Here is a 15,428-nt window from a genome sequence, read left to right on the forward strand (position 1 = left end):
GCGCTGGCCGCCGCCCTCGCCGACGCCGCCGCCCGCCGCGGCGCCCTCCCCTCCGGCTGGCGCAACCTGCCCTCCCAGCCGCAGCTCAGGCGCTACCGGGCCGCGGACGGCACCGAGACGGCCGTCCGCTACCGGCTCACCCGCACCGGCCTGGCGGCCGAGGACCACCCGGACACCGAACTCGTCGAGTCCGCGCCGGACCGGGTGGTGCTGTCCGAGGGCGGCCTGCGGCGCACCTACCGCGTCGCCCGGTACGGCGACCGGGTGTACGTCGACACCCCGGCCGGCGGCACCGCGCTCACCGCCCTGCCGCGCTTCCCCGACCCCGTCGTCCGCACCGACCCCGGCGCGCTGCTCGCCCCGATGCCCGGCACCGTCGTCCGGGTCACCGCCGCCGTCGGGGACGCCGTCACCGCCGGCCGGCCGCTGCTGGTGCTGGAGGCGATGAAGATGGAGCACCGCGTCGCCGCCCCCGCCGACGGCACCCTCGTCGAACTGCGCGTCACCCCTGGCCGGCAGGTCGAAACCGGCACCCTGCTGGCCGTCGTCCGGCCCACCGAAGCCTGAGGAAGGACCCGCCATGTCCACCATCGGCAGTCAGCTCCTGGAGACCCCCGAACGCCAGGCCCTGCGCCGGGCCGTCGGCGACCTCGGCCGCCGCTACGGCTCCGCCTACTACCTCGCCAAGGCCAGGGCCGGCGAGCCCGCCGACGAACTGTGGGCGGACGCCGGCCGGGCCGGCTACCTCGGCGTCAACCTGCCGGCCGAGTACGGCGGCGGGGGCGGCGGCATCACCGACCTCGCCATCGTCCTGGAGGAACTCGGCACCGCCGGCTGCCCACTGCTGCTGCTCATCGTCTCCCCGGCGATCTGCGGCACCGTGATCGCCCGCTACGGCACCGGGGAGCAGAAGCGCCACTGGCTGCCCGGCCTGGCCGACGGCAGCCGCAGGATGGCCTTCGGCATCACCGAACCGGACGCCGGGTCCAACTCCCACCGGATATCCACCGTCGCCCGCAGGGACGGCGAGGACTGGCTGCTGACCGGCCGCAAGGTCTTCGTCTCCGGCATCGACCACTGCGACGCGGTGCTGTTCGTGGCCCGTACGGAGGACGCCCGCACCGGCAAGCTGAAGCCCTGCCTGTTCGTCGTCCCGCGCGACACCCCCGGCTTCGAGTACCGGGCGATCCCGATGGAACTCGTCGCCCCCGAGAAGCAGTTCCAGGTGTTCCTGGACGACGTGCGGCTGCCCGCCGACGCCCTGGTCGGCGACGAGAACGCGGGCCTGCTCCAGCTGTTCGCCGGCCTCAACCCCGAGCGCGTCCTCACCGCCGCGTTCTCGCTCGGCCTCGCCCGCCAGGCCCTCGGCAAGGCCGTCGAGTACGCGAAGACCCGCACCGTCTGGTCCACCCCGATCGGCGCCCACCAGGGCCTGGCCCACCCGCTGGCCCAGTGCGCGGTGGAGATCGAGCTGGCCCGGCTGATGACCCAGAAGGCCGGGCTGCTCTACGACGCGGGCGAGGACCTGGCCGCCGGGGAGGCCGCCAACATGGCCAAGTACGCCGCCGGGGAGGCCGCCGCCCGTACCGTCGACCAGGCGGTGCAGACCCTCGGCGGCAACGGCCTGACCCAGGAGTACGGGCTCGGCGCGCTGCTGGCCGCCACCCGGGTCGGCCGGGTCGCCCCGGTCAGCCGGGAGATGGTGCTGAACTACGTCGCCCAGCACACCCTCGGGCTGCCGAAGTCGTACTGAACCGCCGTCCGGCGGACGGGTGAGCGGGCAGCACGGTGCCGTCCTCGTGGCCGGTGTGGCGGTCGGAGCGCCGCCGGGGACCGGCGCGTCCGGGAGGGCCCGCTCCGGGAACACCCGGACGGAGTCCCCGGCGGCCCGCCGCACCGGTGCCGTGGCGGACCGGCGCTGTGGTGGACTGGTGCCGTGGTGGACGGTGAGCGAGCCTGCCGGTACCGGTATGCCCGGGGGCGGGGCCCGGGGCAGCGCCGGGGAGGAGGCGGAGGGAGCGGCCGCACGGTGGGGGTGATCCAGGGGCCGGGCCGCTCCAGGGGGCGGGCGGCCGTGGTGCGCGCCCTCCGATCGGGCGCCCCCCGGGAGCAACCGCGCCACCCGTGGCCCGCCCCCGGTTCCCCACAATGGCCGAGCCAGACCCCTGACTGTCCGTATGCTCCTGAACGCGCCCCGCACCGAAACGCGCACCGGTTTTGTTGCCACGTCAACTTCCTTACTGGAGGCTCACCTTGGTGTTCCGAAGCGAGTTCCCCGACGTCCCCGTGGTCGACCTGCCCATCCACGAGGCGGTGCTCGGCGCCGCATCCCGGTACGGAGACCGGCCGGCCCTGATCGACGGCGTCACCGGAGCGCAGGTCAGCCACGCCCAACTCGCCGCCGCCGTCGAACGGGTGGCCGCCGGGCTGGCCGAGACAGGCGTGCGCCGCGGTGACGTCGTCGCCCTCTTCAGCCCCAACTCGACCGCCTATCCGATGGCCTACTACGGCGCGACCAGGGCCGGCGCCACCATCACCACCGTCTCCTCCTTCGCCACTCCCACCGACCTGGCCGGGCAACTGCGCGACAGCGGCGCCCGCTGGCTGGTCACCGTCGCCCGTTTCCTCTCGACCGCCCGTGCGGCCGCCGAACTGCTCGCCGAACAGGGCCGCCCGCTGGCCGAGATCATCCTTCTGGACGGCGCCGAGGGCCACCGCTCGCTCACCGACCTGCTCGCCGCCACCGGCCCCGCCCCCGAGGTCGCCATCGACCCGGCGCAGGACATCGCCGTCCTGCCGTACTCCAGCGGCACCACCGGCCTGCCCAAGGGCGTGATGCTCACCCACCGCTCGATCGCCACCAACCTCGCCCAGTGCGACGCCCTCTACCACCCCGCCGAGGGCGAACGGGTGCTCGCCGTCCTGCCGTTCTTCCACATCTACGGCCTGGCCGCGCTGCTCAACCAGCCGCTGCGCTGCGGCGCCACCGTGGTCGTGCTGCCCCGCTTCGACCTGGAGCAGTTCTGCCGCACGATCCAGGACCACCGGGTCCAGGCCCTGGTGGTGGCCCCGCCGATCGCCCTCGCGCTGGCCAGGCACCCGATCGTGGACGAGTACGACCTCTCCTCGGTCGAGTACCTGCTGTGCGCCGCCGCCCCTCTGGACCGCGAACTCGCCGACGCCTGCGCCCGGCGCCTCGGCCTGCCGCACCTGCTCCAGGGCTACGGCATGACCGAACTCTCCCCGGTCAGCCACATCGTCTCCCCGCAGGAGAGCGACCCCTCGCCCGGCTCGGTCGGCCGGATGGTCCCCTCCACCGAGCTGCGGGTCACCGCCCTGGACGGCACCGACGGCGACCTCGGGCCCGGCGAGCGCGGCGAGCTGCTGATCCGCGGCCCCCAGGTGATGAAGGGCTACTTCGGCCGCCCCTCCGAGACCGCCGCGGTGGTCGACGCCGAGGGCTGGCTGCACACCGGCGACGTCGGCTTCGTGGACGAGCGCGGCTACCTGCACATCGTCGACCGGGTCAAGGAGCTGATCAAGTACAAGGGCTACCAGGTCGCCCCCGCCGAACTGGAGGCCGTGCTGCTCGGCCACCCGCAGATCACCGACGCCGCCGTGATCGGCGTCCCGGACGCCGAGGGCACCGAGTGCCCCAAGGCCTTCGTGGTCCGCGCCCCGGGCAGCGCGCTGACCGAGGAGGAGGTCGCCGGGTACGTCGCCGGACAGGTCGCCCCCTACAAGAAGGTCCGCGCGGTGGAGTTCGTGGACGCCGTCCCCAAGTCCGCGGCCGGCAAGATCCTCCGCCGCGAACTGCGCGCCCGCGAGGCCGGGCGCGCCGCCGTCCGCTGACCGGCCGGGGCCGCCCCGGCGGTCGAAGACCGGCGCGCGTCTGTGAGGATCTTCCCGCCGCGGCGGATGCTCCCGCCGCGCGCCGACCGGAACCCGCCGCGCCCCGACCGGAACAGGAACCGCCCGCCGCCATGACCAGCCACCCCGCCACCCGCACCCCCCAGCAGGACCGCAGCCGAGCGACCAGGGCCCGGCTGCTCGCGGCGGCCGTGGACTGCCTGGCCGAACTCGGCTGGCACGGCTCCACCGTCACCGTGGTCGCCGAGCGGGCCGGGGTCTCCCGGGGCGCGGCCCAGCACCACTTCCCGACCCGCGAGGGCCTCTTCACCGCGGCCGTCGAGCACGTCACCGCCGAGCGGCTGGCCGCCGTCCGCGCCCACGCGGACGCGCTGCCGGCCGCCGGGCCCGACCGCACCGGGGCCGTCGTCGACATGATCGTGCGCCTCTACACCGGACCGCTGTTCCGGGCCGCCCTGCACCTGTGGACCGCCGCGGCCACCGAGGAGGCGCTGCGCGAGCGGATCGTCGCCCTGGAAGGACACGTCGGGAGGGAGGCCCACCGGGCCGCCGTCGAGTTCCTGGACGCCGACGAGAGCCGCCCCGGAGTGCGCGAATCGGTGCAGGCCACGCTGGACCTCGCCCGCGGTCTCGGCCTCGCCAACCTGCTCACCGACGACAGCCACCGACGTTCCGGGGTGATCCGGCAGTGGGCGGGCGTTCTGGAGAGTACGCTGCGGCCGGTACGCCCATGACGCCCGTACACCCGGAGCGGCCGGACGCCCCCTGACCAAGGGGTCGCCGGGCGGCCGATGTCCGTGCAGTCTGGAGAAGAACCCCGGCCGGCACCGACCGCGAGGCCCACCCCGGCCGGGCACGAGCCGAACCGGGGTGCTGCCTGATCATGCACGGACACGAGTGGGACGCGACCGACGCCGCCGGCCCGGCACCGGGCGACGACCCCGCACGCCCCGGGGGCGAACGTCCCGAAGGCCACCGCCTCGTCCCGCTCGCGACGGCCCTGCTCCAGGACGACGGACTGATCCTGCACTGGAGCGAGGACGCCGAGGCCCTGCTCGGCTACCCCGCCGAGGAGGCCGTCGGCAGCCACGCCGCCCAGCTGCTCACCGACGAGTCCGACCGCACCGAGGTGCTCGGCCTGTTCCAGCGGATCATGGGCGGCCCCGGGTGGTCCGGCGTCTTCCCGGTGCGCCACCGCGACGGCCACCAGGTCGACCTGGAGTTCCGCACCTACCCCATCGCCGGCCCGGCCGGCACCCTGCTGCTGCTCGCCACCGCCTCCGACACCCGCGCCCTGCACGCCGTCGAGGCCGACCTCGCGGTGCTGGACGGCGTCTTCGACCGCTCACCGATCGGCATGGCCGTCTACGACACCGGGCTGCGCTACGTCCGGATCAACGAGTCGCTGGCCCTGATGAACGGCGTGCCGGTGGCCGCCCACCTCGGCCGCCGGATATCGGCGGTGCTCCCCGGCATCAACAGCAGCGAGATCGAACAGATCATGCGCCAGGTGCTGAAGACCGGCAGACCCGTGGTGGACGCCCGCTCGCACGGCCGGGTCCCCGGCGACCCCACGCGGGACCGCGCCTGGTCCGCCTCCTACTTCCGGCTGGAGGACTCCACCGGCCGGATCTTCGGGGTCTGCTCCTCGATCATCGACGTCACCGAGCGCTTCCAGGCCGAGGCCCGCGCCGCCAAGGCCCAGGAGCGGCTCGCCACCATCGCCGAGGCGACCGCCAGGATCGGCACCACCCTCGACCTCCAGCGCACCGCCGAGGAACTGATCGAGGCCGTCGTCCCGAAGTTCGCCGACTTCGCCACCGTCGACCTGCTGGAGCCGGTGCTGCGCGGCGCCGAGCCCACCGCGGTCCCCTCCGACAAGACCATCACGCTGCGCGCCGTCGCCGTCGGGGAGTCCTACGAGACCGGCCTCGCGAGCGCCGTGGACATCGTCGGCGAAACCTCCGAGTACTCACCCGACCGCAGCTACGTCCAGTGCCTGCGCAGTGGGAAGCCGCTGCTGCGCGCCCACGTGGACGAGGAGGCGCTGCGCGGACTGGTGGCCAGCGAGGACCGGGTGGCGCCCGGGATGGCGGCGGGCATCCACTCGTACCTGATGGTGCCGATCACCGCCAGGGGCATGGTGCTCGGCGGCTCCGAGTTCATCAGGATGCGCAACCCCGAGCCGTTCACCGCCGCCGACGTCGCCCTCGCCGAGGAACTCGTCGCCCGCACCGCGCTGGCGCTCGACAACGCCCGGCTCTACCGGCGCGAGCGGGAGACCGCGCTCACCCTCCAGCGCAGCCTGCTGCCGCAGGAGGTGCACCGCACCCTCGGCCTGGAGATCGCCTACCGCTACCTGCCCAGCAGCGTGGTCAGCGAGGTCGGCGGCGACTGGTTCGACGTGGTGCCGCTGTCCTGCGGGCGGGTCGCCCTGGTGGTCGGCGACGTGATGGGCCACGGCATCAGGGCCGCCGCCACGATGGGCCAGCTGCGCACCGTCGCCAGGACCCTGGCCACCCTCGACATGCCGCCCGAGCAGGTCCTCACCCGGCTGGACGAGACCGCCTCGGGAATCGGCGAGGGCCAGTTCGCCACCTGCATCTGCGCGGTGTACGACCCGCTGGAGCACACCGTCCAGGTCGCCTCGGCCGGGCACCTGCCGCCGGTGCGGGTCGCCCCCGACGGCACCGCCTCCGTCGTGGACGTGCCGCCGGGGGTGCCGCTGGGCGTCGGCGGGGTGGCCTTCGAGTCGATCGAGTTCACCATCCCCGAGGGCGGCATGGTGGCGCTCTACACCGACGGCCTGGTCGAGCGGCGCGGCCAGGACCTGGACGCCGGGATCGACCGGCTCGCCCGCACCCTGGCCGGGCCGGGCCGGACCCTGGAGGAGAGCTGCGACGCCGTGCTCGGGGCGCTGGTCACCGACGGCACCGAGGACGACATCGCGATGATCATGGCCCGGGTGCTGCCGCTGCCCGCCGACCGGATCGCCACCCTGCCGCTCAGCGGCGGCGGCCGGCTGCCCGGCACGGCCCGCCGCTTCACCCGCGCCACCCTGGACGCCTGGGGCCTGGCCGCGCTCACCGACTACGCCGAACTGCTGGTCAGCGAACTGGTCACGAACGCCCTGCTGCACGCCGACGCCCCGCGCCGGCTGCGGCTGTTCCGCGACCGGGTGCTCACCGTGGAGGTCGCCGACGCCGGCGGGCAGGCCCCGCAGCTGCGCCCCTTCGCCGAGCAGGACGAGGGCGGGCGCGGGATGTTCCTGGTCAGCGAGCTGGCCCAGCGCTGGGGCAGTCGGCTCACCCGGGACGGCAAGGTGGTCTGGGCCGAGCTGGAACTCCCCTTCGGGGCCTCGTAGAGAACGAACGCTCCGTGGACGAGAACGGCCGTTCCCTCCGGGGGAACGGCCGTTCTCAGGGTTTCCGGGCTTCCGGGCCTTCTCGGGTCCGGGCTACGCGTCGGCCTTCTCCGGTGCGGCGACCTCGACCGGCTCCGCCGCCGTCGGGGCGGACAGGCCGCGCAGCAGGCGCCAGGCCAGGACGGCCGCGCCGACCAGCAGGGCCCCGGCGAGCAGCCCGGCGCTGTTCATGCCGTGCACGAAGGCGTCCCTCGCGCTCGCCAGCAGCGGCTGCGCCAGGTCGGCCGGCAGCCCGTTCGCCGTCTCCACGGCGGCCCCGAGGGACTCGCCGGCCCGGGCCGCGGTCTCCGCGGAGGCCCCGGCGGGGACGACCAGCCCGCCGGCGTAGATCGTGCCGACCACCGAGCCGACCAGCGCGATGCCGAGCGCGGTGCCCAGCTCGTACGCGGTCTCGGAGACCGCCGAGGCGGCGCCGGCCTTGTCGGCGGGCGCGGTGCCCAGCACCAGGTCGGCGCCGAGCGTGTAGACCACGCCCTCGGCCGTTCCGACCACCAGGAAGGACACGGCCAGCAGCAGGTAGGTGGTGTCCTGCTGGAGCCAGCCGAGTACGCCGACGCCCAGCCCCATGGCGAGCAGACAGGCGGTCAGCGCCCTGCGGGCGCCGAAGCGCCGGGCGATCCGGGCGGTCAGCAGGCCACCGGCCACCGAGCCGGCGAAGGCCGGCAGCTCGGCCAGGCCCGCCTGGAGCGGCTGGTAGCCGCGCACCAGCTGGAGGTACTGGGAGACCACGAAGATCACGCCGGAGAGCCCGACCAGGGAGATCAGCGAGGCCGAGACGGCCGCGGTGAACCGCCGGTCGCGGAAGAGCCTGACGTCGAGCAGCGGGGTCTCCAGCCGCAGCTGGCGGCGGACGAAGACGAACAGCGCGGCGGCGCCCAGCACGAAGGTGACCGGTACGTCCCAGCGGTCCACGCCGTGTGCGGCGGCCTCCTTGATCGCGTAGACCACGCCGATCACACCGGCCAGCGACAGCAGCACGCTCAGCACGTCCCAGCGGCCGGGCTTCGGGTCCCTGGACTCCGGCAGCAGCCAGGCGCCGAACACCAGCAGCAGGATCAGCACCGGGATGTTCAGCAGGAACACCGAACCCCACCAGAAGTGCTCCAGCAGCACCCCGCCGACCACGGGCCCGAGCGCGGCGCCGGCGGTGGCGGCCGCGCCCCAGATGCCGATCGCGGTGGCCCGCTCCCGGTCGTCGGGGAAGAGGCTGCGGATCAGCGAGAGCGTGGAGGGCATGATCGTCGCCCCGGCGACGCCGAGCAGTGCGCGGGCCAGGATCAGCCAGCCCGGGCTCGGCGCGTAGGCGGCCAGCAGCGAGGCGACGCCGAAGGCGGCGGACCCGGCCAGCAGCAGCTTCTTGCGGCCGATCCGGTCGCTCAGGGCGCCCATGCTGACCAGCAGTCCGGCCAGTACGAAGGAGTAGGAGTCGCCGATCCAGAGCAGCTGGGTGCCGCTGGGGCGCAGCGTCTCGCTGATCGACGGGATGGCGAGGGAGAGCACGGTCGCGTCCAGGGCGACCACGGTCACGGCCAGGACGAGGACGGCGAGGCCGGTCCAGCGCTGGCGGGCGGTCAGGGTGTTCATGGTTTATCGGTGTCCGGCCTGTGGTCGGCGGTGCTGTGGGTGGAGGTGCTGTGGGCTGCGGTGCTGGGGTCGGTGGTGCCGGGGGCGGATGGAACGGGGGTGGCGGTGCGGGCGTCCGGTCTGCGCAGCGCGCCGCCGAGGAACAGCTCGGCGAGCGAGAAGGCGGCGTCGCGCGGGGCGAGCCGGCCGTCCTGGATGGACCAGCCGACGCCGGCCACCAGATCGAAGAAGGCCTCGCTCAGCCAGGCGGCGCTCAGCTCGATGCGGAACACGCCCTGCTGCTGACCGCGCAGGAAGAGCGTGTGCAGCCGGGCGATCTGACCCTCCCAGAGGTCGTTGATGTCGTCGTGCTCGTAGAGCTGGTTCTCGCCGGCCAGGAAGGCGCAGAGCATGGCGTCCGGGACGGCGGCGTCCACCAGGCGGCGCAGGGCCGCCTCGGCGTCGCCCTCCTCGACCTCGGCGGTGTCCAGGGCGGCGGCGAACCGGCGCAGCCCGAGCAGGCCGACCTCGCGGATCAGCGCGTCGCGACCGGGGAAGAGCCGGTGCAGCGTGGCGCGGCTGATGCCGGCGGCGCGCGCGATCTCGTCCAGGTGGGCGGTCGGGCGGCGGGAGAGCACACCGACGGCGGCTTCCAGGACGGTGTCGCGATCGGTGGCCATGCGCCGATTCTAGTTCATGTGAGACATCCATGTCTCATTCATATGTCCGGGATCTCAGGTGACGCGTGGAGCCGCGGCGGGAGGGCAGCAAAAAACCGGAGACGGTGGGTGTACCGTCCCCGGTTCCGGGGGTTGCCGCTGTCGGCCGCGGGGCGGCGGCGGCTCAGCTCTGGTTGTAGAAGCCGGTGTCGTCCATCGGGCGGTCGATCACCATGACCTCGACGTCGGCCGGGGTGAGCAGGAAGACCCTCTTGGCGATCCGCTCGATGCCGCCCTGGGTGCCGAAGATCAGTCCGGAGGCGAAGTCGACCATGCGCTTGGCCTCGGCCTCCGCCATCTCGGTGAGGTCCATGACCACCGGGGTGCTCGCCCGGATGTGCTCACCGACCGTCCGGGCCGCCTCGAACCCCGTCGGCCGCAGGGAGACGATCTTGGTGGGCGCGGGGGCGGCCGGAACCGTCTCCTGGTCGACCCACTCGTCGTCGTACACCGCGGCCGGGTAGTGTCCCGAGGGCATCAGCCACCCGTTGTGGTGCTCGTCGCGAAGTGCTCCCATGCCGCGCCTCCCTGCCTCGTCCCGTCCTGGTCCCCCGGGGGTGGGTGCCGTTCTTGACACGTCATCCACTCGTCGGAACTGTCCGAGTATCGCACTGTTCACCGGTCCCGTGCCCGCTCGCGACCCCCGTACGAGTCGTGCCGCGCCGGAAACCCGGGCGAACCCGGGCACTCCTCATTGACGCGGCGCCGTACCGTACGGTTGCGCGCGTTGACCTTATCGGTCGCGGTCACCGGGTAATTGACCTTCTGTCAACAATGCGGAAACGATTTCACCCGTCGGTTCACTCGCCGGTCGAGCCGTCGACCAACTCGCGCAGAAGATCCGCGTGGCCGTTGTGTCGCGCGTACTCCTCGACCATGTGGGCGAGGATCCAGCGCAGCGTCACCGGCTGCCCGCGGCGCGGGCTCTTGCCGACGGTGTCCAGCGGCAGGCCTTCGACCGCGCGGCGGGCGGCCTCGATCTCGGCCTGCCAGACGGCGAAGTCGGCCGCGGCGTCGGCGGTGTCGACGTCGTCGAAGTCGCCGTCCTCGTTCTCCTGGGTGCAGAAGCGGTCGGTGATCTCCTGGCCGAGCAGGACGCACTGGAACCAGTACTGCTCCACCTCCGCCATGTGCCGGACCAGGCCCAGCAGCGAGAGGTTGGACGGCGGGACGGAGCGCAGCCGCAGCTGGTCGTCGGTCAGGCCCGCGCACTTGAGCGCGAGCGTGCCGCGGTGGTAGTCGAGGAAGGCGGTCAGGGTGGCGGCCTCGTCGGCCGTCATCGGCGGGTCCACCCGCGGGTCGAGTTCGGTCATGCGCGCCATCCTGGCCTCCCGTGACCGGGGGCGCGAACGATTTTGCGGCGCCGGGCCGGTGGGGTGGTTCAGCCCGCCGCGGTCCGGCCGCGGGCCCGGGCCGTCCGCCAGAGCCCCACCACGCTGCCCAGCACCAGCAGCGCGATCACCCCCGCCGACAGCAGGAACGCCGCCGAGCCGGGCCGGCCCGCGCTGGCCGCCGCCGTGACGTACACCGCCGTGGTCGGCACCACACCGACCGCGGTGGCGACCACGAAGGGCAGGAAACGGACCCCGGAGAACGCCGCGCCGTAGTTGGCCGCCTGGAACGGCATGCCGGGCAGCAGCCGCAGCACCAGCACGCTGCGGAAGCCCTGTTCGGTGAACCGACGGTCCAGCGAGCCGAGCACCTTCCCGCGCAGGTACGGGCGGAGCGCGTCGCGGCCGAGGCCCCGGCCGAGCGCGAAGGCGAGGGCGGCGCCGAGCGTGGTGCCGAGCACCGCCAGCGCCACGCCCTGCTGGATGCCGAGCAGCAGCCCGGCCGCCGCGTTCAGCGCCGGCCGGGGCACGAAGGCGAGCGTCCCCACCGCGTAGACCAGCGCGAACAGCGGGCCGGACCAGTACACCGGCATCCGGTCCGCCAGTCCGTCGGACAGCAGTTGCGTCGGGCTCCACAGCAGCAGCGACCCGGCCGTCGCCGCGAGCACCGCCACCAGCAGCGCGAACCGCCACCACGGTGAACGCGGCGCGCCGGCGGGCGGCCGGGTCGCGGCGGGAGGTGCGGGGGCGGCATCGGGCTCGGACACCGGCGAAGCGTAACCGGTGCCCGCGCGCGCCCCCGCCCCGGCCCGGGCGGCGGCTCAGCTGTACGGGTCCTTCGCCGGGTTGTAGTGCCAGAACTGGTTGGCGCCGGCCTGGTACTCCCACTGGATCACCGGGGTGCCGTCGGCGATCCGGCCGCCGGCGACGTCGAGCACCAGGCCGCTGTGGCCGTTCACGATCCGGCGCGGGGTGCCGGGGTGGCTCGCGGGCGGGTCGCTCCACTTCTGGTTGTCGCCGCCGTTGCAGGTCCACTGGTCGGCCTGGGTGCCCCAGGTGGTGCTGAAGGCCGGAATCTCCAGGCACTTGCCGCTGTGCCGGTTGATCCAGCCCCGGTCGGTCTGGGTCCACTTCTGGTTGTCGCCGCCGGTACAGGTCCAGATCCGGACCGGGGCGCCGTCGTCGGTGCGCCAGTCGGCGACCTCCAGACAGAGGTCGGCCGGCCCCGGGTAGCCCCCGGTGCGGATCTCGGCGGGGCCGAAGTCGGCCGCGGCGGCGGGCGGGGCGGTGAGGGCCACCGCGGCGGTGGCGAGGACGGCGGCGGTGAGTGCGGTGGTGGCGGAGAGGCGGGTTCGACGGGACATCGGGTCGACCTCCGTGAAAGGGGGATTGAGTGCGGTCTGGGGCGGGTCAGTGCGGCCGGGCGAGGAAGCGCAGCAGACGTTGCCACGAGTCCAGGGCCGCCCCGGCGTGTTCGACCGCGGCGTGCTCGAAGAAGTTGTGCGGTGCACCCGGATAGCTGACGAACTCGTGCGGGCAGCCGGCCGCGGTGAGCGCCGCGTCGAAGGCCGCGACGGCGGCGGCCGGGATGTGCTCGTCGGCGCCGCCCCAGAACGCGAGGACGGGGGCGGTCAGCTCCCCGGCCAGCTGGGTGGGCCCCGGGGCGCCGGCGAGGGTGTCCGGGTAGCCGTAGTAGCCGACCACGCCGGCCAGGCCGAAGCGCGGGGCGGCGGCGCGGAAGGCCTGCCGGCCGCCGAAGCAGAAGCCGAGCGCGACCACCTCGGCCGGCCCGACGGCGCGCAGCCGCTCCAGCGCGGCGGTGAGGTCGGCGTCCAGGCCCCCGGGGGTGAGCGCGAGCAGGTGGGGGAGCAGGCCGGGCAGTTCGCCGAATTCCGCCGGGCGCTTTTCCGGGAAGGCTCCGGCGGTGCGTCCGTAATAGTCGAGGACGAGGGCCGGGTGGCCCTGTTCGGCGAGCCGGGCGGCGGTGTGCCGGTAGAACGGGGAGAGGCCCCGGTTGTCCGGCAGGACGAGTACGCCCGGTCCGGTGGCGACCTCGGGGCGGGCCAGGAAGGCGCCGAATTCGGTGCCGTCGGCCGAGGTCAGGGTGAGTGGGGCGGCCTCGGCCAGGGGCCACAGGGCGGGGCTGAAGGCGGGCGGGGCGGCGTCCGGGTCGTAGCACACGGGGAATCCCTCTCGCGGGGGCACGGAGTCGGGGCACGAAAAAACCGCCGGGCGCGGCTGCGCCCGGCGGTTCGAGACCTTAGCGGGGAATTCCCTCGGGAATTCACGATCATATCGAAGAGAGATCTTTTCCGGAAGGCTTTTCCGGTGACATTGCGGTCACGTTCTCCCCGGTGGAATTCCGTTCGGCCAGCCGCAGCGCCCCGGCGCTCAGCAGCAGGGCGCAGGTGAGGGCGGTGACCAGGCCGAAGGAGACGGTCAGCGAGGTGGCCTGGGCGAGCGCGCCGATGATCGCGGGGGCGACCAGGCCCGAGGTGTAGGTGACGGTGGCGACGCCCGCGATGGCCTGGCTCGGGTTGGTGCCGATCCGGCCGGCCGCGGCGAAGGCGAGCGGGACGATCACCGCGATGCCGACGCCGATCAGGGCGAACCCGGGGATGGCCAGCGCCGGGCTGTCGGCGGCGACCACCAGCAGGCCGCCGACGGTGGCGACGGCGCCGCCGATGCGGGTGGCGCGGACGGCGCCGAGGCGGCGGATCGCCGCGTCCCCGGCGAGCCGGCTGACGGCCATGGTGAGGGAGAACGCGGTGTACGAGGCGGCGGCGACGGTCGCCGAGGCGCCGGTGACGTCCCGCAGGTAGACGCCGCTCCAGTCCATCGAGGCGCCCTCGGCGAACACCGCGCAGAAGCCGACCAGCCCGATCACCAGCGAGCTGCGCGGCGGCAGCGCGAACCGGGGCGGCTCCTCCGCGCCCTCGTGTGCCCGGATGTCGGGCAGGCCGCGGCAGACGGGCTGGGCGAGGGCGAGCAGCACCAGCGCGGTGACGGCCAGCTGGATCCTGGCGTCCAGGTCCAGGTGGGCGGCGAGGATGCCGAAACCGGAGGCCAGCAGGCCGCCCGCGCTCCACATCCCGTGCAGGCCGGACATGATCGAGCGGCCGAGCCGCTCCTCGACCTCCACGCCCTGCGCGTTCATCGCGACGTCCGCCATCCCGGCGGTGGCGCCGTACACCAGGAGCACCGCGCACAGCACCGGCAGCGAGGGGGCGAGGGCGGGCAGGGCGAGGGCGAGGCACCAGAGCGAGATCAGTCCGCGCACCGCGGCCCGGCCGCCGTAGCGGTGCACGAAGCGGCCGGCCAGCGGCATGGCGAGGGAGGAGCCGATGGCGGGCATGACCAGGGCCAGGCCGAGCTGGCCGGTGGAGAGGTCGAGGCGGTCCTGGATCCACGGGATGCGGGTGACGAAGCTGCCGCTGACGGCCCCGTGGACGCAGAAGACCAGGGCGATGCTCGCCCGGGCCCGGCGTGGTGCGGTCAGCGGCTCCGGCGGTGGTGGTGCGGTGGTCCCGCTCATTCGGTGTTCCCTCCCGGTCGCGTGGTGGGGGCGCGACAGTGCCCTGTGATGGCGATAAATTATCAGGAAGGGACCCTGATAGAAACGCTCTGGAAGGATGAACCTCCATGACCACCGCGCGTACGGCAACGCCGAGCACCGCCCGGGCGATCAACGACCGGCTGGCGCTCAACCTCCTGCTCGAACAGGGCCCCCTGACCGCGACCGAGCTGCGCGACCTCACCGGCCTGTCCCGGCCGACCGTCGCCGACCTGCTCGAACGCCTCCAGCGCACCGGCCTGGTGGCCGTCGTCGGGGAGCGCGGGGAGCAGCGGCGCGGCCCCAACGCCAGGCTCTACGCGCTGGTCGCCTCCCGGGCCCACATCGCCGCCTTCGACGTCCGCTCCGGCGGCGTCAGCCTGGTCGTCGCCGACCTGGCCGGGCGCAGCCTCGCCACCGCCGAGGTCCCGGTCGAGGACGGCGGCGGGCCGGACACCGCGGGCACGATCGTCGCCACCCTGCTGGAGACCGCGCGCGGCGTCGGCGTCGACCGGCTGCACACCGTCGCGGTCGGCGCCCCCGGCCTGGTCGACCCGGCCACCGGGCGGCTGCAGAACACCGGCAAGCTCCCCGGCTGGCACACCGGACTGCTCGGCGCGCTGCGCGAGCTGCCCGGCACCGAGGTGATCCTGGAGAACGAGGTCAACCTGGCCGGGCGGGCCGAGTACCGGGTCGGTGCCGCGCGCGACCGCGACACCTTCGTCCTGCTCTGGCTCGGCCACAGCGTCGGCGCCGCCGTCATCCTGGACGGGCGGCTGCGCCGGGGCTTCTCCGGCGGCACCGGCGAGATCTGCTTCCTGCCCGTCCCCGGGACCGTCGGCCTGCCCAGCGCCGACAGCTGCGAGGGCGGCTTCCACGACCTGGCCGGCAGCGCCGCGATCTGCGCGCTGGCCCGCGCCCACGGGCTGCCCGTCGGCCGGGCCGGGGACGCGCCCGCCGCCGAGGCC

General features: G+C 74.3%; 14 protein-coding genes. 6 read left to right on the forward strand and 8 right to left on the reverse strand.

Going from position 1 to position 15,428, the window contains the following annotated elements; genetic code table 11:
- From BU198_RS31795 to BU198_RS43540, 5 genes are all read left to right on the forward strand, one after another.
- On the forward strand, nucleotides 1-567 hold a 567-nt coding region (locus BU198_RS31795; RefSeq protein WP_188300321.1), incomplete at its 5' end, for an acetyl-CoA carboxylase biotin carboxyl carrier protein subunit.
- A 13-nt stretch (nucleotides 568-580) separates the two neighbouring features.
- Nucleotides 581-1,753 carry an acyl-CoA dehydrogenase family protein gene (locus tag BU198_RS31800; protein WP_188300322.1) on the forward strand — a complete coding sequence of 391 codons (1,173 nt, stop codon included), beginning with the start codon at nucleotides 581-583 and terminating at the stop codon, nucleotides 1,751-1,753.
- Nucleotides 1,754-2,253: 500 nt separating this feature from the next.
- The gene (locus tag BU198_RS31805; protein ID WP_188300323.1) at nucleotides 2,254-3,852 is read left to right on the forward strand and encodes a 4-coumarate--CoA ligase family protein; all 1,599 of its coding nucleotides are present in this window, start codon (nucleotides 2,254-2,256) and stop codon (nucleotides 3,850-3,852) included.
- 131 nt (nucleotides 3,853-3,983) lie between these two features.
- Nucleotides 3,984-4,604: a TetR/AcrR family transcriptional regulator gene (locus BU198_RS31810; RefSeq protein WP_188300324.1), complete on the forward strand. Its 621-nt coding sequence runs from the start codon at nucleotides 3,984-3,986 to the stop codon at nucleotides 4,602-4,604.
- Between the two features lie 149 nt (nucleotides 4,605-4,753).
- Nucleotides 4,754-7,234 (forward strand): SpoIIE family protein phosphatase, encoded by a 2,481-nt coding sequence (locus BU198_RS43540; RefSeq protein WP_188299441.1) that lies wholly within the window; start codon nucleotides 4,754-4,756, stop codon nucleotides 7,232-7,234.
- Between the two features lie 93 nt (nucleotides 7,235-7,327).
- On the opposite strand, the gene BU198_RS31820 is transcribed toward BU198_RS43540, so the two are convergent.
- The 8 genes from BU198_RS31820 to BU198_RS31855 all read right to left on the reverse strand — a co-directional run bounded on the left by BU198_RS31820 (nucleotide 7,328) and on the right by BU198_RS31855 (nucleotide 14,442).
- The gene (locus tag BU198_RS31820; RefSeq protein WP_188299442.1) at nucleotides 7,328-8,878 is read right to left on the reverse strand and encodes an MFS transporter; all 1,551 of its coding nucleotides are present in this window, start codon (nucleotides 8,876-8,878) and stop codon (nucleotides 7,328-7,330) included.
- Entirely contained in the window at nucleotides 8,875-9,537 is a 663-nt protein-coding gene (locus BU198_RS31825; RefSeq protein ID WP_188299443.1) for a TetR/AcrR family transcriptional regulator, read from the reverse strand. The genes BU198_RS31820 and BU198_RS31825 overlap by 4 nt, the downstream gene beginning before the upstream one ends.
- A gap of 163 nt (nucleotides 9,538-9,700) precedes the next feature.
- Nucleotides 9,701-10,093: a cell division protein SepF gene (locus BU198_RS31830; protein WP_188299444.1), complete on the reverse strand. Its 393-nt coding sequence runs from the start codon at nucleotides 10,091-10,093 to the stop codon at nucleotides 9,701-9,703.
- A 283-nt stretch (nucleotides 10,094-10,376) separates the two neighbouring features.
- On the reverse strand, nucleotides 10,377-10,889 hold the full coding sequence (locus tag BU198_RS31835; protein WP_188299445.1) for a DinB family protein: 513 nt from the start codon (nucleotides 10,887-10,889) through the stop codon (nucleotides 10,377-10,379).
- Between the two features lie 68 nt (nucleotides 10,890-10,957).
- Nucleotides 10,958-11,674 carry a TVP38/TMEM64 family protein gene (locus BU198_RS31840; RefSeq protein ID WP_188300325.1) on the reverse strand — a complete coding sequence of 239 codons (717 nt, stop codon included), beginning with the start codon at nucleotides 11,672-11,674 and terminating at the stop codon, nucleotides 10,958-10,960.
- 54 nt (nucleotides 11,675-11,728) lie between these two features.
- Nucleotides 11,729-12,271: an RICIN domain-containing protein gene (locus BU198_RS31845; protein ID WP_188300326.1), complete on the reverse strand. Its 543-nt coding sequence runs from the start codon at nucleotides 12,269-12,271 to the stop codon at nucleotides 11,729-11,731.
- Between the two features lie 46 nt (nucleotides 12,272-12,317).
- Nucleotides 12,318-13,088, reverse strand: a complete 771-nt coding sequence (locus tag BU198_RS31850; protein ID WP_188300327.1) for a dienelactone hydrolase family protein — start codon at nucleotides 13,086-13,088, stop codon at nucleotides 12,318-12,320.
- Nucleotides 13,089-13,197: 109 nt separating this feature from the next.
- Nucleotides 13,198-14,442 (reverse strand): MFS transporter, encoded by a 1,245-nt coding sequence (locus tag BU198_RS31855; protein WP_188300328.1) that lies wholly within the window; start codon nucleotides 14,440-14,442, stop codon nucleotides 13,198-13,200.
- 107 nt (nucleotides 14,443-14,549) lie between these two features.
- On the opposite strand from BU198_RS31855, the gene BU198_RS31860 reads away from it, so the two are divergent.
- Nucleotides 14,550-15,428 (forward strand): ROK family transcriptional regulator (locus BU198_RS31860; protein WP_188300329.1); only part of this gene is annotated, 879 nt, incomplete at its 3' end.

This window comes from Streptomyces sp. CBMA156 (genome assembly GCF_014596515.1).
In the GTDB taxonomy this organism is placed as follows: domain Bacteria; phylum Actinomycetota; class Actinomycetes; order Streptomycetales; family Streptomycetaceae; genus Kitasatospora.

Coding starts and splice junctions, on each gene's coding strand:
- BU198_RS31800 (WP_188300322.1), top strand. CDS start 581: ATGTCCACCATCGGCAGTCAGCTCCTGGAGACCCCCGAACGCCAGGCC.
- BU198_RS31810 (WP_188300324.1), top strand. CDS start 3,984: ATGACCAGCCACCCCGCCACCCGCACCCCCCAGCAGGACCGCAGCCGA.
- BU198_RS43540 (WP_188299441.1), top strand. CDS start 4,754: ATGCACGGACACGAGTGGGACGCGACCGACGCCGCCGGCCCGGCACCG.
- BU198_RS31820 (WP_188299442.1), bottom strand. CDS start 8,878: ATGAACACCCTGACCGCCCGCCAGCGCTGGACCGGCCTCGCCGTCCTC.
- BU198_RS31825 (WP_188299443.1), bottom strand. CDS start 9,537: ATGGCCACCGATCGCGACACCGTCCTGGAAGCCGCCGTCGGTGTGCTC.
- BU198_RS31830 (WP_188299444.1), bottom strand. CDS start 10,093: ATGGGAGCACTTCGCGACGAGCACCACAACGGGTGGCTGATGCCCTCG.
- BU198_RS31835 (WP_188299445.1), bottom strand. CDS start 10,889: ATGACCGAACTCGACCCGCGGGTGGACCCGCCGATGACGGCCGACGAG.
- BU198_RS31845 (WP_188300326.1), bottom strand. CDS start 12,271: ATGTCCCGTCGAACCCGCCTCTCCGCCACCACCGCACTCACCGCCGCC.
- BU198_RS31855 (WP_188300328.1), bottom strand. CDS start 14,442: ATGAGCGGGACCACCGCACCACCACCGCCGGAGCCGCTGACCGCACCA.